Origin of the sequence: Burkholderia sp. SRS-25, from assembly GCF_004343765.1 — a bacterium.
In the GTDB taxonomy this organism is placed as follows: domain Bacteria; phylum Pseudomonadota; class Gammaproteobacteria; order Burkholderiales; family Burkholderiaceae; genus Burkholderia; species Burkholderia contaminans.
Genome location: NZ_PTXM01000028.1, coordinates 58,885 through 79,802, shown reverse-complemented (window position 1 = coordinate 79,802; position 20,918 = coordinate 58,885). Strand labels below are relative to the sequence as shown.

The 20,918-nt window shown below is 64.0% G+C and carries 16 protein-coding genes and 1 pseudogene; 6 read left to right on the top strand and 11 right to left on the bottom strand.

Features of this window, described 5'->3' with window-relative positions; translation table 11 throughout:
• Positions 1-275 precede the first annotated feature (275 nt).
• From C5O79_RS32950 to C5O79_RS32940, 3 genes and pseudogenes are all read right to left on the bottom strand, one after another.
• Positions 276-824, bottom strand: coding sequence for an RNA polymerase sigma factor (locus C5O79_RS32950; protein WP_046546646.1), 549 nt, complete (start codon positions 822-824; stop codon positions 276-278).
• 181 nt (positions 825-1,005) lie between these two features.
• Positions 1,006-1,125, bottom strand: a pseudogene (locus C5O79_RS32945) (peroxiredoxin); the annotation flags it as partial.
• Positions 1,126-1,201: 76 nt separating this feature from the next.
• The gene (locus C5O79_RS32940) at positions 1,202-1,447 is read right to left on the bottom strand and encodes a DUF4148 domain-containing protein (protein WP_046546645.1); all 246 of its coding nucleotides are present in this window, start codon (positions 1,445-1,447) and stop codon (positions 1,202-1,204) included.
• Between the two features lie 325 nt (positions 1,448-1,772).
• Here C5O79_RS32940 and C5O79_RS32935 point away from each other — a divergent pair, with 325 nt between their 5' ends.
• Complete coding sequence (locus C5O79_RS32935) at positions 1,773-2,219, top strand: cupin domain-containing protein (protein ID WP_122478837.1); 447 nt, start codon at positions 1,773-1,775, stop codon at positions 2,217-2,219.
• A gap of 131 nt (positions 2,220-2,350) precedes the next feature.
• On the opposite strand, the gene C5O79_RS32930 is transcribed toward C5O79_RS32935, so the two are convergent.
• The 5 genes from C5O79_RS32930 to C5O79_RS32910 all read right to left on the bottom strand — a co-directional run bounded on the left by C5O79_RS32930 (position 2,351) and on the right by C5O79_RS32910 (position 11,290).
• A complete protein-coding gene (locus tag C5O79_RS32930; RefSeq protein ID WP_122478835.1) occupies positions 2,351-3,544 on the bottom strand; it encodes an MFS transporter in 1,194 nt (397 codons plus the stop codon).
• A 164-nt stretch (positions 3,545-3,708) separates the two neighbouring features.
• On the bottom strand, positions 3,709-4,797 hold the full coding sequence (locus C5O79_RS32925) for a HAMP domain-containing sensor histidine kinase (RefSeq protein WP_046546643.1): 1,089 nt from the start codon (positions 4,795-4,797) through the stop codon (positions 3,709-3,711).
• A 135-nt stretch (positions 4,798-4,932) separates the two neighbouring features.
• The gene (locus tag C5O79_RS32920; protein WP_046546642.1) at positions 4,933-5,316 is read right to left on the bottom strand and encodes a response regulator; all 384 of its coding nucleotides are present in this window, start codon (positions 5,314-5,316) and stop codon (positions 4,933-4,935) included.
• A 156-nt stretch (positions 5,317-5,472) separates the two neighbouring features.
• A complete protein-coding gene (locus C5O79_RS32915; RefSeq protein ID WP_046546641.1) occupies positions 5,473-6,117 on the bottom strand; it encodes a response regulator in 645 nt (214 codons plus the stop codon).
• A 115-nt stretch (positions 6,118-6,232) separates the two neighbouring features.
• A complete protein-coding gene (locus tag C5O79_RS32910; RefSeq protein ID WP_122478831.1) occupies positions 6,233-11,290 on the bottom strand; it encodes a trifunctional serine/threonine-protein kinase/ATP-binding protein/sensor histidine kinase in 5,058 nt (1,685 codons plus the stop codon).
• A 531-nt stretch (positions 11,291-11,821) separates the two neighbouring features.
• Between C5O79_RS32910 and C5O79_RS32905 the strand changes: the two genes are divergently transcribed.
• Both C5O79_RS32905 and C5O79_RS32900 read left to right on the top strand, forming a co-directional pair.
• Positions 11,822-12,058, top strand: coding sequence for a DUF4148 domain-containing protein (locus C5O79_RS32905; protein ID WP_046546639.1), 237 nt, complete (start codon positions 11,822-11,824; stop codon positions 12,056-12,058).
• Positions 12,059-12,682: 624 nt separating this feature from the next.
• A complete protein-coding gene (locus tag C5O79_RS32900; protein ID WP_122478829.1) occupies positions 12,683-13,114 on the top strand; it encodes a universal stress protein in 432 nt (143 codons plus the stop codon).
• Here C5O79_RS32900 and C5O79_RS32895 read toward each other — a convergent pair.
• Positions 13,095-13,547: a DUF3331 domain-containing protein gene (locus C5O79_RS32895; RefSeq protein WP_122478827.1), complete on the bottom strand. Its 453-nt coding sequence runs from the start codon at positions 13,545-13,547 to the stop codon at positions 13,095-13,097. The genes C5O79_RS32900 and C5O79_RS32895 overlap by 20 nt on opposite strands.
• A 96-nt stretch (positions 13,548-13,643) precedes the next feature.
• Positions 13,644-14,021, bottom strand: coding sequence for a BON domain-containing protein (locus C5O79_RS32890; RefSeq protein ID WP_046546635.1), 378 nt, complete (start codon positions 14,019-14,021; stop codon positions 13,644-13,646).
• 698 nt (positions 14,022-14,719) lie between these two features.
• Here C5O79_RS32890 and C5O79_RS32885 point away from each other — a divergent pair.
• On the top strand, positions 14,720-16,315 hold the full coding sequence (locus C5O79_RS32885) for a hypothetical protein (RefSeq protein WP_131932095.1): 1,596 nt from the start codon (positions 14,720-14,722) through the stop codon (positions 16,313-16,315).
• Positions 16,316-16,420: 105 nt separating this feature from the next.
• Positions 16,421-16,687: a hypothetical protein gene (locus C5O79_RS32880; RefSeq protein WP_122478823.1), complete on the top strand. Its 267-nt coding sequence runs from the start codon at positions 16,421-16,423 to the stop codon at positions 16,685-16,687.
• Here the strand turns inward: C5O79_RS32880 and C5O79_RS32875 are convergent.
• The gene (locus C5O79_RS32875; protein WP_236862408.1) at positions 16,679-17,236 is read right to left on the bottom strand and encodes a TetR/AcrR family transcriptional regulator; all 558 of its coding nucleotides are present in this window, start codon (positions 17,234-17,236) and stop codon (positions 16,679-16,681) included. The genes C5O79_RS32880 and C5O79_RS32875 overlap by 9 nt on opposite strands.
• Before the next feature lie 163 nt (positions 17,237-17,399).
• Between C5O79_RS32875 and C5O79_RS32870 the strand changes: the two genes are divergently transcribed.
• Positions 17,400-20,591: a cytochrome P450 gene (locus C5O79_RS32870; protein ID WP_122478819.1), complete on the top strand. Its 3,192-nt coding sequence runs from the start codon at positions 17,400-17,402 to the stop codon at positions 20,589-20,591.
• Positions 20,592-20,918 lie beyond the last annotated feature (327 nt).

The window sequence follows — 20,918 nt, the reverse complement described above, 5'->3', positions numbered from 1 at the left end:
GCAGAACACTCCCGCAACGCATGCCGACGACCGCGGACCGCGCCAAAGGCCCGGCATACGCCTGCGCGATTTCAGCGACCTTGCCGACCAGCCTCTGCGGCAGCGCGGCCATTCCTGACGCTGGAACGCATGCCGATAGGGCAACGCCCATGCTTCGAACAGCGCAACCCGTCCGGCGATGTCGGCCGACGTGCCGATCGCCCTGTCGACTTCCTCGCGCTCGTGCGACGAGAGTTACCCATCCACGTATGCCATGAGCACGATGTCGTCCATTTTCATGCCCCCTGATCCACGCGCTTCGCTGCGCCTTTCATGGGTCGTTCCTTTCCATCGTCGAACAGGGCGCCGATCGTCTGGCGGGCACGCGAAAGCCGGCTCATGATCGTCCCGATGGGTACGCCGAGCGCCTCGGCCGCTTCGTCATAGCTGAGCCCCTTCACGGCGACCAGCAACATGACCACGCGCTGCGCTTCGGGCAGTTGCTGCACCGCCCTGACGATCTGCGCGTCCAGCGCCTGCTGTTCCAGTGTCGGCGCGGTGGGATCGGCGACTGTTTCGAGCAGGTCGTCGTCCCAGTCCATGCCCGAGCGCCGACGCACGCTGCGTGCGCGAAGCTCGTTGAGCCAGATGGATTGCACGATCGAGAACATCCAGCTGAGCGGCGCGGTTCCCGGTCGCAGCTGATGCGCTCGTTCGAGTGCACGGACGCACGCGCCCTGCACGAGATCCTCGGCGTCGTGCCGGTCGCCTGAGATTCGCAGCGCGAAGGTCCAGAGACGCGGCAGCATCGCGGGGAGCAAGGCGGACAGTTCGGCTGCGGTCATCTACGTCGATCCTCCCGCAGTGCAACCAAGCCGACGTTGATGAGCTGCAGCGTCAGCCCGCGAGGCATCCTCGAGATCGCCGCCAGTGCGCAAGCAAAATCGTGCACCACGTCAATCCGGTCATTGCGCTTTCCGAATCGTTGCCAACCGGTCGTCGATCGCGTCAAGCGCCGCACGCGTATCAGGCCACCGTGACGACCACGTCGATGTTGCCGCGCGTCGCCTTCGAACTCGGACGCGTCCGGTGCGCCGCGTCGACCAGCGCCTGTGCGACGTCGGTGTCGACACCCGGCACGCTGACGGCATGATCGGTACCGTGTTGAACGGGATGGGTGGACGGCGATGCCGAAAATCGGCATCGCGTCGGCAGCAGGCAATCAACCGCCTCGATAGAGCTTGTCGAGGGCCGCAAGCTGACCGTCATTCTCTGCCTGCACCAATTCCGCGCGAACCTGGGCGCGCGTTTTCCCCTTCGGCGACTTGGCGACCGTCACCCATTGGCTCGCTTGCCCGACGGCCTGGTCGTTGACGCTCGCGTCGACCGGGCTGTCTGCAAAAGCGGAAGTGGTGGCTGCAACAGCGGCGCACGCCGCGAAAACCAAAGCGATCGTCTTTACTTTCATGTCGTTCTCCTGGGCAAATTCGGCTGCCGCGAATCTGTCCGGGCGCTCGGCGGTCGCTGATCTCGCGAAGCCGGTTCGAGCGCTCTGATCGGATTCGATCGGTGAGATGCATTAAATCCAGATCACGTATCCGACGTGTGTCCCGGGAAACGGCTTTTGCAAGGCGATGTATCCAGCCCCGTTTCATACACATTGAGAAACAAATTTGCCGTCTCGCTTTCGATCGATCGCCAAACGAAGCCGCGCTTTTCCGACAAAATGGCGCCACGACAGCGCGTTCCCCCTTTATGTCGCTGCCATGAGAAAACCGAAGGAGAGATAGCTGATGTCCAGATACGCCCTCGCAGCAATGCTGTTGTTCGGCGCCATGACCTCGGTCGACGCGCACGCTGAAACGATCAAGCCGATCAAGGCGTCGAGGTCCGACCTTGCCGGTGCGATATTCAATCGCGCCGACGCCGTGAAAAAAGACCAAGGCGGCGAAACGAGCGCGGACGTCGCGACGTTCACGTCGACCGACAACGCTTACCAGACCGGCGTGTATCGATCAGGGCCTTCACAAGAGGAGATCAGGGGGCCACACGGGCTGCCGTACAACGAGTTCCTGTACTTTCTTTCCGGCAGCGTAAAGCTGACGTCGTCGGACGGTTCGGTGATGCTCGTGAAGACCGGCGACGCCGTCACGCTTCCCAAGGGATGGACGGGACATTTCGACACACCGGGCTATACCAAGCTCTATGTGACCTACAGCCCCGACGACAGAAAAAAATAGTCCGTCATGCCGAGCGGCCCGGCCACGGCGGAATAGCGCACCCGCCTCGACTGTTCTGTTGAGGCAGGCCATCACTTCCGGAGTCGGGCGGTGCGGAATCGATCACCGGAGGGAACGCCGGTGGCGTGCATTCAGCACGCCACCGGCAATACCCGCTTGCGGTGCTCGACGATCGAGAGAAGCAGCGCGCCCAGGCCGCATGCCGCGATCAGTATCAACAGCATCGTCTTGCCCATGCTGACCAGCACCAAGCTGCCAAGCGCGGGGAATCCGAATACGCCGACGAAATACGACGCCACGAACCACGTCAGCACGGTGTGCCGATGCCGCGCACCGGCACTGTTGACGGCCTGCGCCTGAACGATCGGATAGACGAGGCCATACCCGGTGCCGAGCAGCACGGCGCTGGCCGAATGAAGCAGCGCGCTGTGCGGCACGGCGAACGTCACGGCAACGCTCAGAAACATGAAGCCGAGCAGGATCTGCGTCGTCGCGCAGGCGCGGATCCGAATCACGACCGCACCGAGCAGCCAGCGGATGACGACCACCGTGGCGGAATACAGACCGAAAAACGCTCCGGCCGTCACGCCGGAGCCTTGCGCGATCGACATCTGGAACGTCATCAACCCCGAGAAGACGCTCGAGCCAAGCGCGATGATTGCGATCGGATAGATCGCATGCGTGCGGGCGATCGCGCCCATCTCGCGTACCCAGCTATCCCGCACCGGCCGCGCAACGGCATGCGAAGCAGGCGACAGGTGTCCGAAACATTCCAGCATCGCCGCAGCCGTCACGCACAGCCCGCCGACCGTGAAGAACACCGCGCCCGTCGTCCAGTGCCAATTGCGAATCGCGAGTGCCGCAACGGCGGGGCCGCCGCCGACGCCGGCCATCTGAAACGACCCGAACCGCATGAACCAGCGTTCACGTTCGATCTCGGCCGTGCGCTCCGCGAGCATGATGGGTGCCGCGAGGCAGAACCCGCCCCAACCGATGCCGACCAGCAATCCGGGCACGACGCGCAGCGAGCCGGTGCGCCCGATCAGCGCGAAGCCGACGACGCCTGCACCGACGATCAACGCCGCCAGCGCGGTCGCCCGCGCGGCGCCGATCCGGTGCGAGCACCACGCGACCAGCGGCAGGCCGATCAACGCGCCGATCATCGCTTCGGCGAGTGAGGCCCCCGTGTCGATGTCGCTTCCGCCCGCCAGATGGAAATGCATCGACAACAGAAATGTCGCGCCGTAGCCGCATGCCGTCAGCAGCGCGCCGAGCAGTACGAACGAGGCGACGCGCGGCGACATCCTGCGTGGATCGACCATCATGCCTCCGTTGTTTCAAGATTCCCGTCGATTCGGGCGGCGGTGCAAACAGCGCGCCGCTCACGGCCATCGCGATATGATCCGCACAGTCCGTCATCGAAGAAGTGAACCGTTCCGATGATGTGCTGCATACGTTCGTATCGACGCAAACGACAGCCCACGTTCCGTCACGCGCGTGCGACGCGCTCAGTATCGGCGAGCGGCAACGTCACGCACGCTTCGAGCCCTCCGGTACTGCGATTGTTCAGCTGCAGTTCGCCCCGCATCGCTTGCGTCAGCCGCCGTGCGATCGCAAGCCCCAATCCGGATCCCGGCACCCGCGCAGATGTCTGCGGCGCCCGATACCAAGGCGTGAATACCGCTTCCATCTCCGCCGCCACGATGCCCGGCCCAGAATCCACCACCGCAAGCATCACGCGCCGGGCATCGAAGCGAACGCACACGCGGACATCACGCCCGTAGCGCAGTGCATTGTCGATCAGGTTGACCAGCACGCGCCGCAGTGCATGCGGAAACGTCACGAGCGGACAGCCCAACCGCCCGTCCAGCACGACGGCAAGCCCCGCGTCGCGATAGTTGTCGACCAGCGAGCCAAGCAACTCGTCCACGTCGACGCTGCGCGGCGGCTCCGCCACGCTGCACTGAAGCCGTGCGCAGGCAAGGCTCGCGTCAATCAGTTCTCCCATCTCGGCAAGGTCGCGCTCCATCGCATCGCGCAACGTGCGATCTTCCAGCATTCCGCTACGCAGCATCACGCGCGTCAGCGGCGTGCGCAGATCATGCGCATAGGCCGCGAGCACATGCAGCAATTCCGTCATGCGATCCGCATGCTGGCGATGCGCGTCGTTGATCGCGGCCGCCAGTCTCGCGATCGGCGGCGTACCGCGCTCGACCAGCGAACAGGGCAGTTCTTCCAGCCCATGGTCCTCGATTGCCGCGGCGAGTTGCCGGATTGCCGCGTCCAGACGCAGCGCACGCAGCCACAGCACTGCCGCCGCCAGCGCCAGCATCGCGCCCGCCATGCTCGCAATCAGAAGACCGTCGTCGAGGGCGGGAAGCAATGCATTCGCGAGCAGGTCACGAGCGTCGTACAGCGCCGCCGCGACGAACAGCACGCCAGCCACGACGAACAGCCGGGCCGGACACGCGACGAGACCGCGTGCATGCCCGCGGCATGCGCGGCTGAGGTTGCGTATGGAGCGCGTGAGCCGAGCCTCGAACCAGGCTTCGGACGATAAGGTAGGAATGTTGGCCATCTTCGTTCTCCTGTCGCCGTCGCGGCGGACGGTACAGGAAAGATGAAAACATGCGTGCGGGGGGGCGCACCATCAAACAAGCGGCCATCTACCCCCTACGAAAGTTTAGGTCACCGTTGCGGCGCAGACCGGCAATCAGCCGTATCCGAGCGCACGGGCGAGCCAGCCTTCGAGCTCCTGTGCGTCGATCGGTTTCTCGAGGAGACAAAGCGCGGTGCTGGCCCGCGCTCGCTCGGACGCGCGGGCGCTGACGAACGCCGTGACCAGCACGGTCGGAATGTGCAGGCTGCGTGCTTCCATCTCGGCCAGCACTTCGAGGCCATCCATCTCGGGCATCTGGAGGTCGCAGATCAGGCAACCCGTGCGCGACACCACGTCCGACGCCAGGAATGCCGGGCCCGACGCGAACTCGCGCGCCTCCCCGCCCAGCGAACGCACGAAACTTCCGGCGGCGGCGCGTACGAAGGGATCGTCGTCGACAATGGATACGAGATCGGAGGCTGAGAGTGAAAAAGGCATCCCTGCTTATGGCGAAGGGGACGGAACGGCCCGTCCCGAGCACTGTTACCCAAGTTGCCAGCATACCGTCACGCCGCAGCGCCGCCATCATACCTACGTATGGGTACGCCCGGTGCGGTGCATGGGCCGGCCCAGGGGCCCGGGAAACGCGTGGTGCTAGCGCGACGGCACGTTGATGCCGAGCGCAGTCATCTTGCGCACCAGTTCAGCCACCGAGCGGCACTTCATTTTTCGCATCGCCTGGCTGCGATGAATCTTGGCCGTGATCTCCGCGATGCCCATGTTACCCGCGACCTGCTTGTTCATCAGGCCCATTGCGACGTGTTGCAGCACCTCGGATTCGCGCGGGGTGAGCGATTCCCAACACGCGCGCAGATCGAGCAGCGAGTGATCGTCCTGCAGCCGTTTCGCATCGCGCTCGAGCGCTGCGATCACCGCATCAATCACGTCTTGGTCGCGGAACGGTTTCGTCAGGAAATCCATCGCGCCGGCTTTCATCGCCTTCACCGTCATCGCGATATCGCCGTGCGCCGTGATGAAGATGATCGGCATCTGCGGACCGCTGCTCTCCGCCAGCGACGTCTGAAACGCGATTCCGCTTTGCCCGCGCAGCCTTACGTCCAGTATGAGGCACGATGGTCCCGCGCCCTTCGCTGCCGCGAGAAACTCTTCCGTTGACGCAAAGGCGCGAACCTCCAGGTCGATCGATCGCAGCAGGCTGATCAGCGCGACACGGACAAATTCGTCGTCGTCGACGACGTAGACGACGCGGCTGTTCCGATCAGGTGTCGCGTGGGGCATTCTGGTTTCCGGCATCGATATTCGCTGATGAATTTTCAGGAGTGGCCGCGCAGCGGCTCATACACAACTCGAAGAACCTGTCCGCCCGCTGCGCGTCGCGCCGACGGACGACTCGTCATGGATCGATACGCGGCAGCATCACGGTTGCTCGCGTACCGGCACCCTCGCGCGGCGACAGCGTCAACGTTCCGCCGTGAGCGTCCACGATCGAATGCGAGATGGCGAGGCCCATGCCCATCCCGTTCTCCTTGGTCGTGAAAAGCGGTTCGAGCAGCCGGTCCGCGATGTCGGGTGCAATACCGCTGCCCGAATCCTCAACGCTCACGCGCACACCGTCAACGCCGTGCACTTCGCACGCCAGCGAAAGACAACGCGCCGTCTCGAGCTCGGCCATCGATTCGGCACCGTTCGTCAACAGGTTGATCACGACCTGCTGGAGCTGGATCCGGTCGCCGTGTACGTAGACGGGGCCATCGTGACTGCGCAGCTCCAGCACCACGTCCAGCGTGTCGAGCTGCCGCGCGACGAGCGCCGCGGCCTCGCGAACGGCCTCCACGAGATCGACCGTCGCAAACTGCGGCGCGGCCTTGCGTGCCTTCGCGCGCAGCGTCTGGATGATGCTCTTGGCCCGCGCGGCGCTCCGGTTGATGTGCTCGAGCATCGCCCGCGCCTCGCCGACATCCGCCGGTTCCCGGTTCAACCAGCGCAATGCGGCGCTTGCCGACGTGTCGACGGCGGCAAGCGGCTGTCCGATCTCATGGACGATGGACGCCACGAGCTCGCCCATCGCGGTCAGCCGGCTGGCGCGCTCGAGGCCGGCCAGTGCGGCACGCAACTGTTCCTCGGCATGCGCGCGCTGACGGTTCTGCTCGACCAGCTCCTCATAGAGCCGCGCATTCTCGAGCGCGAAAGCGGCCTGCGACGCGATCACCTCGACCAGTGCCGCCTTGGCCGCGGTAAACATCCGCGCCGCCAGATTGTTTTCCATATACAGCACGCCGACGAGCGTCGCATAACGCATCAGCGGTACGCACATCACCGAACGCGGGCGCCGGCGGCGAACGTAAGCATCCTGACCATGAACCGGCGACTCCGATGCATCGTCGATCACGACCCCTTCCTGCGTTCGGGCAACCGCCTGCACGACGGAGACAGGCAGCACGCTCGCCGTCAACGACACGGCCTCCTGCGTCACGACGATCGTACCGTCGATCACGTCCGCACGAGCCGGTACATGCCAGACGCCCTCGCGCAGCACCGCGAGCGCGCCATGCTCCGCTCCGGCGCTTTCGAGCGTCGTGCGCAACAGCGTTTCCACGAGACGCGCCGGCACGATGTCGCTCGCCAGCGCGTTCGACACGCGAAGCACAGCGTTCACGTCGAGTGCGTGCATCCGGCTCCCGACGGGATTGCCGGCGCCGGCATCGAATACATCGGGATGCGCGGCCTGCAACTGGCGCACCTTCGCCAGCGCCCCCAAGCGCTGCCATGCGCTCAGCGCATGGCGCAAATATGCGTGCGCGGCAATATTGTCGCGATCCGCATGGAAGTGCGCCGCACACTCTGCTGCCAGCGCCTCGACCTGCGTAAAGCCATGCCGGCCCGCGTGCGTCACGGCACGCACATAGGCTTCCGCCGCGTCCAGCGGCCGGCCGTTCACACGCGCGTGCTCCGCGCGCACCAGCTCGCGTCGCGCGGCGAAGTTCGCCGGGCAGGCCTGCGCCCAGACGTCGAGCTGCTCGAGATGGCGCTGCAGCGCAGCCTCCTCGGACGCATCGCGGCCGGGCCGCGCAAGCAGTGCGAGCGCGCCGTAGAACGGCAAATCGGCCCGCTCGGCAAACGAACGCGCCGTATGCTCGCAAGCTTCAGCGTGCCGACGCGCGTCGAGCGCGCCCGGAAGATCGCCGAACAACAGTGCGGCCTGCAGCCTGTAGACCCAGTAGGCGAGATCGACCAGGTTCGCCGGCCGGCCCTCCTGCGGCGGCAACACGTCGCGATCGTCGCTCTCGCCTTCCTGTAACCGCCTCAGCAGCATCTGCTGCACGAGCAGCCCATCGATCACAAGCTGGAAATTCGCATCGCGCGCGATCGCGAGCCCGTGCGCCACCGTGTCGCGTACGTCGCCGAGAAATTCGCCGGCGAACAGCATGCCGGTCGCCTCGTTGCGCTTGCAATAGAGCGCGAAAGTATGATCGCAACACTCGACCGTGATCTCGAATGCCCGCGAGATATACCCGCGGGCCGAGCGCGCCGGCAACACCCACGGCACCACGATCGTACCGTGCGCCATATATACGCGGCCGCGATACCGATCGAGCCCGCGCTCGTCGACCAGATGCAGCGCGAGCTCGCCAAATGCCAGCGACGCGGCGTAATCGCCGTAACGTGCGCCGAAGATCTGGTTCATGCAGACGTAGACGTCGGCCGAAGCATCGGAATGGCCATGCTCGATCGCCAGATTCACCGCGCGCAGCAGGATCATGTCGACCAGGTCCTGATCGGAATAAAGTGCCGGCGGGATCAGGTCTGCAAAGATGTCGACAATCGCGCGCTGCATCGGATCGGCGATGATCGGCAGGTCACGCAGCGCGTCGATCCCGTTGCGGTCCAGCCAGCCGCGCAGGCGAAGGTATTCGCGATGCACGTCCGCGCTGTCCGGATGGGGCGGGATATCGATGCCGGCGCGCTTCAGGAACGCAAGGCCGACACCGAGCGCCAGATCGAAGCGGCCCAGCGCCGTGTACAACGCCGCGCGCAGGCGCGTGAGATCCGCGCCGAACGTGCCGTCGCCCGCGACCCGCTCCAGCTCGGCCAGGCGCGCTTCGGCGGCTTCGAGCGCACCGGTCATGAACTCGGCCTCGCCGCACAGCATGCGCGCCTCGAGCCCGTCGTCGCTGGTCTCCCGTTCGCCGAGGAAATCGACGGCTGCCCGAAAAAAGCCGAGCGCGGAATGATGCGCGGTGGCAGCCCGGGCTTGCTGCCCGGCCTCGAGATTCACTCGCGCGAACGCGCGGCGCTGCGCGGGCGTCTCGACTACCGCCCTGCCGAGGTTCGCCTGCGCGGCCAGCACGAACGCGTCGGCGCAGGCATCGCCGGCCGCCAGCAAACGGCAGGCGATTGCATGATGCAGCGGCGCCCGCTCGTCCTCCGGGATCGACGCATACGCGGCCTCGCGAATGCGATCGTGCCAGAACGTCCAGTCGTTGCCGTCGCGCTGGAGACTGCCGGCCTCGAGCGCCGCCTGCAGCCCCGCGATCGCATCGGGTTCGCTCAGGCCGGCCGCCGTGGCCAGCAGGCGCGTCGACGCCCGCTGGCCGATGCAGGCCAGCAGGCGCAACATGAATTGCGCGGCGTCCGGCAGCAGTTCGAACTGCCGTGCCAGCATCATCGCGACGTCATCGCCGCCGCGATGCGCGGCGATGCGCGCCATGTTCCAGCGCCACCGGCCGGCGCCCGCATCGTAATCGAGCATGCCTTCGTCGGCCAGCAGGCGCAGCAGATGATGCACGAAGAACGGATTGCGGCCGGTCCTCCTTCCGATCAGGTCGGACAGCGGTTGAAGCGCATCGGTATCCTGATGCAGCGCGTGGGCGATCAGTTCGGTCGTCGCCCGTTCGTTCAACGGCCCGAGTTCCACCGTCAATGCGTCGGGAACGTCGGCCAGCGGGCCTGCCCGCAACGGGTGACGCGCATCGATCTCGTTGCCGCGATATGCGCCAACGAGCAGCAACGCCGTGTCGTGGTGTTGCTGCACCAGCCGCTCCAGCACCTGTATCGTGCCCGCATCGGTCCATTGCAGATCGTCGAGCAGCAGCGCGAGCGGGCGCTCCGGTGCCGCGAAACACGCGATCAGCCGGGCGATCGCGTGCAGCACGCGCTCTCGCTCCAGCCCCGGCGCCAATTCGGATTGCTCCGGCGGGCCCGCCTGCGGGCCGAGCACCGCCGAGAGCGCCGGCAGGAATCTCGCGAGCGTGCGCCCGACGGGCGCCACTGCCGTTCCGATTCGCGCGCGCCACAGGTCGAATTCGTCGTCCGCGCAACCGAGCACGAACTGCAGCAGCGGCTCCAGCGCCTGGGCAAGCATCGCATACGGCGTGCCGCGGCGCCCTTCCTCGCCCTTGCTGGTGGCAACGAGCAGCGCCCCGTCGTGCCTGATTCGCGCGACGGCCTCCAGCAGCAGCGTCGACTTGCCGATACCCGAGTAACCGGAAATCCATGCGACGCGCATCTCTCCACCGGCGGCGACGGCACGGTACTGCGCGCGCAACGCATCGATCTCCTGGTCGCGGCCCACCACTTGATCAGCTTGCTGCAGACGCTGCAGCGCCGCATGAGCATCGAGCACGAACATCGGAATGTGTCCGTCGCGACGAAGGCACTGCTCGCATCGCTGCAGGTCGGCGACGAGCCCCGAGGCCGTGCCGTAACGCTGCTCCGGCGCCTTTTCCAGCAACTTCACGACGATCCGGGAAATCTGCTCAGGTACATGCGGAACGAGTTCGTGAGGGGGACGCGCCGAATGCGTGGCGTGCGCGTGCACGAGCCCGGCAGCATCGGTGGCATCGAACGGCGGCACACCGGTCAACTGCTCATAGAGAATGCATCCGAGCGAATAAAGATCGGCGCGCGCGTCGACACGCAGATTCATGCGCGTGCCGAGTTCGGGCGCCGTATAGACGAAACCCGTGTCGTCCCACTCGAGACCGGTGTCGCACAACGGGTCGGTCACATCGGGGCCGATCGCATGGCCGAAGCCCGTCAGAAACGCACGATCGTCGTCATCCACGAGGAAGCGATGCGGTGCAAGCGCGCGATGCACGATGCCGGCCGCATGCATCTCGCCCAACGCAGTCGCGAGCGAAATCGCACGCCGCAGAAACGCGGACAACCGCGGCTGCGGGACAACTTCAACGGAGAGCGGCATCCCGCCCGGATCGGCCAGGACGAGCACGGCGCCGCCGCCATGCGACACGATGGCTTGCGGCACGGCGGACCAGCGTTCGTGCAGTGCCGAGCGCAACACATATTCACGTTGCAGCGCGGCGACCGCGGACGGCGCCGCGACGCCGCGCCCCGCCACCAGGACCGGCGGCGCATGGTCATCGATTGCACGGTGCAGTCGTGGCGGGCCGAAGCTCAATTCGATGAAGCGGCGTGTCGAAAGGTCGATCATGCGAATGCAATAAGGAAACGGTGGCGTCATCTACTCGAACGCCGCCGGCACGGCGGCGTGGAGCACGGCATGCGGCACCCGTGCCACGTGCCGCGGGATGCCGGGTTGTATCCGTTCGTTCGAACACGCGGTCGCGGCGCGGGCCGCGGGGCGCCCTCGATTTCGCTCGTGCGGTGTTGCACCTCACCGGCCGCCGCGCCCTTCTTCCAGGTACCCGTGATAACACGCGAACCCGCCGATTATTCCAGCACGATGTCGTCAATGCAACAATGCGCGCCGGCCAATGCATGCGAGCTGCCGAAGCGCACTCGCGTCGCGATCGGGGCTTTCGTATCCGGATGTATCGCGTGTCCGCATCGATACATGACATTGCAAAACGCCGCGTCGCGGACACATGCGGGATACCTTGGCGGCGCTCAATACACGTGCGACGGATTCTGACGACATTCGCGACGCGGCCGACGCATCCGGCTCCCGCGTTCGCCAGATACCGTGCGTACCGTTCGACCGACCCACTTTCCGGATTCCGACATGAAGACCTCAAGGATCACCTTCGCGCTCGTCGCCTTTGCCACCGCAGCCTTCGCCCATGCAGCGGCCCCTGTCGATTCGACGACAGGGAATCAAGATGCCGTGGCCACGACCGAATGGGCACCAGCCCTCGCGATGCCGATGGGAAAGACACGAGCCGAAGTGCGTCAGGAGCTCGCTCGCTCGCGCCAGAGCGGCGAGCTCGACGCACTCAGGAAACTCTATTCCGGCCATTGACGCACCGACGTGTTGTGGAGGGCCGGCACGGGCAGACGCAATGCTCGCCGGCTCGATATGGCTCATTGACTTGCGGCAACGCAATCGTCGCAACGGCCTCGTGCTCGAACTGAGCGACACATTGCCGGAGACGGACTCCGATTCCGGCTCCCCCCCGAAACCGGACTGGCCATCCGCCCAATCTTCGACGCTGTCGAGCTGCTGCAGGAATCCCGACGCACTGCGTCGCTGCTCGTCGGCATCGACGGGCTTCTGCCATCGGCCGGCAGCCGATACGCTCGACATACCCATCGGCACCATCGTGACCCGGATCTCCCGTGAGCGCAAAGCGATTCGGATGGTGTTCGACGGATCCGGCGAATCACGAATGGAGACGGGACATCGCATCGACGTGCAGTGCCGACGTCGACGAGCGACGTCGCGCGCCTGCCGGTGCGCCCCGGCCGCAACACGATCGCCCGCGTGGGGAATCGCATGGGAATAAACGATCGCCTTCGCGTGTTCAGTGTTGGCAGTCGCGCCGCTTCCGTGCATGTGACCGAACGCCGACCGGCTGTACCGGTGCCCACCACGGGCGATCTTGTTCCCTCGCCGCCAGTATCGAAGATGTCATCGCTGTCCAGAATGCTGCTCGTCTATGACGGAACCAACGAAGCAAACGCCGCGCTCGCACGATGTGCGTCGCTTTCCCGCGCATTGTCGGCCACGGTCGACGTCGTCGCCATCGTCGACAATGCCACCGCCAACGCACGGTCGGCCGGGCTGCTCAGCGAGCTCGCCCATCAGCATCTGGCAGAATCCGCCCGTCGCGATCTTCAACGGGCGGTCGACACACTGACGGACGACGGCATCGCCGCCCGCGGCTATCTCCGCTTCGGACGCGCGGCCGATGCTGTCGCCGCCCATGCATCGACGACCTGCGTGGACATGATCGTCGTCGGATATCGCGCCCCCACCGGGTTCGCTCGCTGGTGGCGCGAGCGTCTCGTTCACTTCGATCTGGCCGAGCGCGTTCCGGGTGCCGCGCTTGTCGTCGTCACGATCCCATCGACCTAGCGTCGGCCGCATCGATGCACGACTGAACGGTCGCGGCAAGAATCATCCGCTGCCGGTTGGCGGGCAGACAGGCCTCGCTCCCGCGCGGACGAAACACCGGGTCCCCGCGTTGTATCGCACGCCCCGTCAGCGCGCATATCGACGGGACACGCGCGCGGCTCCTGCACCAGATTTGCTCGGCATACCGCCCGGAACACGAATCGCTCCACGAGACACTGATCATGTACAACGACAGGCGTTCCATCACGGCTATCCTGGCAGGCGGCTCGGTGCGCGCACGCGCATCGTCCTCGTCCCATTGACTCACCCCGACGCGTCGCGCCTTGTATCGCGTGCGCTGCGCTCGCAAACACACGCTGCGCTGTTCCTGCGAAGGATCCAGGACATTGATCAACGTGCGAGCCACGATATCCGCTTCATGCAGCATCACCATCACCTCTTCTCCCGGTCAATCGGATCAATCATGTGAAAGCGGGCGCACGAATCACCGACACACCGTCATTCGGCCCCGCGATGCGCGCGCCCTCGCTCAGGCGCCGCCTTTCTCATGCAGCATCAGCTCGCTTTTCACCGATTTGACGCCGCGGATCTTCCTGGCCGACTCGACCGCGAGATGGTCTTCGTCTTCGGTCTGCACCTGACCGGCCAGCGTCACCTGTCCGGTCTCGGCATTTGCGAAAACCGTGATCGCTTGCCCTTGCAGCCCCTTCGTTCGCGACAGCGTGTTCTGAATCGACCGCGAGAACCTGCGATTGGCTGCACGCGTGGCCTTTTTCGTCTGGGCGGACGGCACCGCTGCATCCGTGCCTGCACCATTGGCGCTTTCATCGGCAATTGCCTGCAGTTGCAGGCAAGCGAGCAGGACGGCCGCCAGGCCGCCATTCAGGATGACTTGTCGAATTTTCATGATGGGTTCCTTGGGTTGCGGGTATCGAATGGCACGCATGTTCCGGCCGTGTGCATCGTCGCGACGCACGCGAATCGCATCATTGCCGCATCGCGAAGCCGACTCGATCACCTGTCGCCCGCGTCGTCACCGATGCGATTCGTGTACCGGTGGAACCAGAATAAGGCGCGACATCAACGGCATCCATAGCATCTGCAGCTAGCGGCACAACCCGTCGGGATAGATGGCCGCATACGTTCGTATAGGCTGTGGAAATGGCTGCACGCGTCGCTGCGCATCACGCCGCCTGATGCGCGGCCCCGTCAACCGGAAAACGCGGGAGCGTCACCATTGTGTGCGTGCCGCCGCGCACGCGCGGCGGCAGTCAATGAAGGGCGAGCGCAGCAGGCCGCTATGTGCGCCGAAACCTGTTCAGCGACGACGAGAACGCGGGATGTATTGCCGACGACGAACTACATGCATGGCATGAATGGCCTGGCCTCCGCATCACCGGTATATTCCTCGTCTGAGCGGGTGAGCTGACGATCCGGATCGGCCGGAAGCTGATGCGCATATGATCGCTAGCTGTTGCGGCGTGGATGTACGACGAGCTGACGCGTTGCCGAACGTAACGCCATTCAACTTCGAGCGGATATGACCCGCCCCATCGTGGACGACCGAAGTTGCACACACAAATAAACAAGAGAGATTCCGGGAAAATGCTTCGATATGCTTGCCTGTTTGCTCACGACCACCCGTCCACGCCCGACAGCGTGTGGGATATCGACAACGGCCAGATGGACGGCTGGGCCGAATGGTTCGAACAGATTCCGCAACTATTCCTCTACCTCATCGGCGATGCAGCGCATCTGCCGCAGATCGCACCGTGCGCGATGTTTGGCGATGTCGAATCGCCCGCCAGCCTGATGGCGCCGATGGCCGAGGTGCGCGAACGCTGGCATGCGCTGGATCGACACATGCGGCCACGGCTGCCGCAGTTGCCTGCCGATGCCCGGGCGCAATGGGCACACATGCACACGACCGTCTCGACGACGACGCGCGAATGGCTGATCCTCGATTGCAGCCAGTTTTGCGACGCGGCCATCGGCACGCCGGACATGAACGCGTTCCTGCAGCAGACGCGGCAACGCTGCGCCGAATGGAGCCCGGCACCGGAGCCGGGCACGGGCGACCTGCCGCCCGTCCTTCTACCGTTGCTGAGCGAGGCAACGGGGCAATGGGGATGGTGGAATCCGAACGTGATCGAGCGCATCTACGCGATCGAGGCGCAGCCGTATGCGGAATGGCCGGATGATCTGCGGGAAAGCTACGAGCCGGCAAGGGACTGGCAACCATGGATCGAGGAAGTGCAGGCGTACTATGTGCGGCGAATCGATCGTGCTGCGGGCGAACCGCCTTCGGCCGACGCCGATCGGCCACGCGCCGCGGCCGGGCTCGTCACGCCATATGGCCGCTGGCTGGTGCACCCCGACGAAGGCGCGGAATGGATCGACATCGAGGCAGGCTATATCGTCATCAGGCAACACGGTGACTGGAATGCCGGGGCGCGGGGCGGCCTCAAGGATCTGAATGGCCGGTGGGTCGTGCCGGTTTCAGCAGGCTACGTCAATTTGTCTCCCCTCACGCGAACGCTGGCACTGGGGCGACGGGCGCCGCTGCCGGAAGGCACGAGCGGAATCGTCGAGCTGCTGCGTTGGCCAGGTGGCGAATCGCTGTTCGACGACCTGACCGGCGGGATGCTCCATGACGACGGTCGAGTCCGCCTCTTCCATGCGGACGATACGGTGTCCGTTGTCGATGCAGCGACCGGCGAACCGCTGTTCGACACGCGTTACAAGAACGTGTTCGCGTTCCACCGGAAGCTGGGCCTCGCAGTGGTCGAGTGGTGTCGACCCGGCGAGCCTTCGCCGGACAATCCGGGCATCCTGCAGGGTGTCGTGCACGAGAGCGGCCGGCTGGTCATCCCCTGCGAATACGCACACGTCCATCACGCCTACAAGCAGCCGCCGAAGCTCCTGCACGGGCGCCAGTTGCTGGCGATCACCGCGGACGGGCGGCCCCATTTCTACAGTCCCGACGGCGAGCTGCTGGCGGCACTGGAGTGCGACATGAAGCCATGGATCTGGACGCCGATCGTGAAGGAAAATCAACTGTTGGCGCTCGACGGCGAAGGCATGGACGCACGCGTGATCTGGATAGCGTTGAGCGACTACAGCTTCGTCGAGACCGGCGAAACCCGCGCCGATTGCGTGAACATGTTGAGGGAAGGCCTGAAAGGCTGGCTCCCGAAGTAACGGCGTTCGCGGATACGCATCGAACGCACCCTGCTCGACGCCGAGGGCGCCAACCGCCACATTCGCGGCGCACTGGGCGATCACGACACGAAGGACAAGATCGGTGTGCCGTTCGACGATGTGTCGGAGGACGAACGCGAGTGGATCTCGTCCGCGCTGCGGGCGTTCCAGGTAATCGGCGAACTCGATGCCCTCGCGCTCAGCCCCTACGCACGCGTGGTGACGTACCGCGATGCAGGTCGTCTGCTGCTGGCCACGGAATCGGCCGTGTCGTCGAGCGACATCGCGCAACTCGAACGTGCTGCCGTACTCGATCCGCAAGTGCCTGCGCTGCGATCCCCGCTTACCGTGCATCCCCTCTCGCTACTCTGAATCCGCCTGCGCGAACCCGACCGTCAGCCCGAACGCATCGAGGATCGTCGCCGCCGTCTTGGCCATGCGCTTCGCCATGACCGCCGGGGTCTCGCGCGTGGCGCCCTGGCGAAGCCAGTGCACCGCCGTCCAGACCAATCCCCCGCCGAGCACCGTCAGGCAATCCTGCTCTGCTTCCGTACGGACGCCTTCATAGGGCGGAAGGAGACGGCCGGAAACGAATGTCACCAGTTCATCGAAAAACGCCGATGTTGCCGCGTCGTTGAACACGGTCAGATAGAAAGGCTGATGCGCATGCAGATGCTCGAGAATCAGCGCGGTTTCCACCTCCATCGACCTGATGAAAGAGGCATTCGGCGGGTTCAGCAGTTTGCCTTGCTCCTCGACGAACGCAAACGCGTTGTCGAGCCTCACCAGTGCGGCCCGCTGAGCGGCCGACTGAAGATCGGGAAAGTGCTGATAGAACGTGGGACGCGCGACGCCCGCGCGCTGCACCAGCTGAGCAATGCTGAGCTTGTTGAGCGGCGCGTCGTCGAGCAGTTCGGTCACAGCGCGAACGAGCGCGTCGTAGCTCCGTTGAAAGCGAGGATCGGCGGGATTAGGGCTTACATCAGGGGGCATAAAAAGCTCTGGACACGGGGTTTTGTCTATTTTACATTCGTTCAATAGATTGAGATGTGATGCGCTGACATACCTCTGAAAGGCTATTGAAATGAAATCCTCATCCCTCGTCCCCCAGCCGCCCCTGAAACCCGTCATCGGCCATCTGATGGAGGTCCTCGGGCCGTCTCCACTTGCCAAGATGATGGATCTCGCGCGCAAGTACGGGCCGGTCTACTGGTTCGAGGTGTTCGGCCAAGGTTACTACGTTGTCAGCGGCCAAACACTTGTGAATGAAGTGTGTGATGAAAGCCGATTTCAGAAGTGTGTGCACCAGTCGCTGCTCGAACTCAGACCCGCGATCGGGGACGGGTTATTTACGGCATTCGGTGACGAACCGAACTGGGCCAAAGCGCATCGCGTGCTGATGCAGGCGTTCGGCCCGCTCAGTATCTGGTCGATGTTCGACAAGATGGTCGACATCGCCGACCAGATGTTCCTCCATTGGGAGCGGTTCGGCCCGGAGACGCCGGTCGACGTGTCCGATCACATGACGCGACTGACGCTCGATACGATTGCCCTGTGTGCGTTCGATTGTCGTTTCAACAGCTTCTACCGTGAAGATCAGCATCCGTTTGTCGATGCCATGGTCAACACCCTCAGCGAGGCCGGAAAGCGCGAGTTGCGACCCAAACTGGTGTCGAAGCTGATGGTCAATCGCAGTCGAAAGTTCGACGCGGACATCGAAGTCATGCGATCGCTCGCGACCAAAATGATCGAGGACCGGCGCAAGCACCCGCACGACAGCGAAGCGTCGATGGACCTGCTGGACCGGATGCTGAACGGCGTCGATCCGGTGACGGGAGAAAAACTCGATGACGAGAACATCGTCTTCCAGATGATTACCTTTCTCATCGCCGGACATGAAACGACCAGCGGGCTCCTGTCCTTCGCCACGTATTTCCTCCTCAAGAACCCGGACATCCTGCAAAAAGCACGGGATATGGTCGACGAGGTGGTGGGCAGCGAGACACCACGAATCGAGCATCTCGCAAGACTTCGCTACATCGAACACATCCTCATGGAGACGTTGCGAATCTGGCCGACCGCGCCGGCATTCGCCGTGAAACCGCTCGCCGACACCACGTTCGGCGGGAAATATGCCGTTTCTCCCGACGACATCATCATGATCCTGACGCCCATGTTGCATCGGGATGTGAGCGTCTGGGGCGAGGACGTCGACGCGTTCCGCCCGGAGCGATTTGCCCCGGAGAATGCGGAGCAACTCCCGCCCAATGCATGGAAGCCCTTCGGCAATGGTGCGCGTGCCTGTATCGGCCGCCCTTTTGCGATGCAAGAAGCGCATCTCGTCCTGATCATGCTGCTTCAGCGATTCGATTTCTCGTTCGCCGATCCGGACTACGAGCTGGAGGTCGCCGAAACGCTTACGCTGAAGCCGACCGGTTTACGGATCAACGTGAAACCGCGGGCCCGAAGTGCGCTCAAAGCGCCCGATACGGCCGTTCGCGCCCGCTCGAGCGCGCAAAGCCCGAGCGTCGCTCCGGTTCAGTCGCTCCCTTCCAGCGAAGATGTGTCGACGATGCTCGTGCTCTTCGGGGGAAATACGGGCTCCGCCGAATCCTTTGCAAGACGCATTGCAGGGGACGCGAGTCGTCACGGATTTCACGCCACGTGCGCGCCCCTCGACGATTTCGCGGGGAAACTCGACGGGTATCCTGCCATCGTGATCGTCACCGCTTCCTACGAAGGACAGCCGCCGGACAACGCCAGATCATTCGTCCCGTATGTCGAAGCACTCGGCGAAGGCGCGCTGGACGGTGTCCATTTTTCGGTTCTCGGGTGCGGCAACAAACAATGGGCTCGGACATACCAGGCGATTCCCAAGCGAGTCGATGAAGCGCTCGAGAAGGCCGGCGCCACGAGAGTGCACGTCAGAGGCGAACTCGATTCGGGTGGCGACTTCTTTGGTGAATTTGACAATTGGTACACCGAAATGTGGGACCGCTTTGCAATCAGCGCCGGGAAGGAAGTGTCGACCGTGCAACATCGCGATACCGCACTGAAGGTCAGTTTCGCCGAGAATACCCGTGAAAAATTGCTGAATTTCGGCGACATGGCGAATGCATCGATCGTCGACAACAGAGAACTGGTCGATATCAGCGTGGCCGGCAGCCGCTCCAAAAAACATATCGAACTGAAACTGCCGGAACCGATGACTTATCAATCGGGAGATTACCTGGCCGTTCTGCCGCGCAACTCGAAAAACAACGTCGATCGCGTCTTGCGCCGGTTTCGCGTGAGCTGGGACACGCAGGTGGTGATCGAAGGAACGTCAAGTAATCCGCGCCTTCCGCTCGGCCAGCCAATCAGTTGTGGTGACCTGTTCTCGAGCTATGTCGAACTCGCCGTTCCTGCCACCCGATCACAAGTATCCACCCTGGCCGCTGCCACGCGCTGCCCTCCCGAGAAGGTCGAGCTCGAGCGCCTGAGCGCCGACGATTTCGAATGCGAGATCCTGGGAAAGCGGACAACCGTCATGGATCTGCTCGAACGCTTCGGATCCGTCGATCTGTCGCTCGAGAAATTCCTCGATATGCTGCCCGCGCTGAAAGCACGCCAGTATTCGATCTCGTCTTCCCCGCTTTGGAAAGCAGACCACGTCACGCTGACGGTAGCCGTGGTCGATGCACCGGCGCTCTCCGGCAATGGTCGCCATGAAGGGGTGGCGTCGTCGTATCTCGCGCGACTCAACACGGGGGACAGCCTGTCCGTTGCAGTCAGGCCATCGAATGCACACTTTCGGCCACCCGCCGAAACCGGTCTTCCGATGATTCTGATCTGTGCCGGTTCCGGTATCGCCCCATTCCGCGGCTTCCTGCAAGAGCGCGCACTACAGAAGCAGCAGGGGGAAAACGTCGGCAAGTCGTTGCTCTTCTTCGGAATCGATGATCCCGACGTCGATTTTCTTTATCGCGAAGAACTCGACGAATGGGCTCGAAGCGGCGTGGTCGAAGTGATGCCGGCTTACTCGAACCGCCCGGAGGAAGGTGCCCGGTTCGTTCAGGACAAAGTCTGGCTGGAACGCGAGAAGATCGCCGCACTGTTTGCGCAAGGCGCCACCGTCTTTGTCTGCGGGGATGGAAAGAATATGGCCCCTGCCGTACGTGCCACGCTTGGCCGGATTTATCAGGAGGCAACGGGAGCGAACGATGAAAGCGCCAGCGCGTGGATCGACACGATGGAGCGGGAGCATGGCAGATATGTTGCCGACGTGTTTGCATGACGGCCACGGGATCATGCCGGTTCCGGTTGCTTCAGACATTTGACCGGCCCCGCCACCGCTTTCCGGAACCGATGCGACGAGGTCTTCGATCCTGGCCTGCACCGTGTTTTCCTTGCGTCCTTCACCCTGGTTCCGGTCGAGTTCCGACCGGAACCAGGGATTGATCACACGCCGCACAACTGTGCTGAATCGCCCCCTCGTCTTTCAGTGACGGCATGGTTCTGAGAGCGACGGGTTAACCACGATCGACCGCCGATGAACACCATGCTAACTTCATCGGCCATATGACTTGGTCATTTGATCAATATTGGTGTGGATATGCCGTCC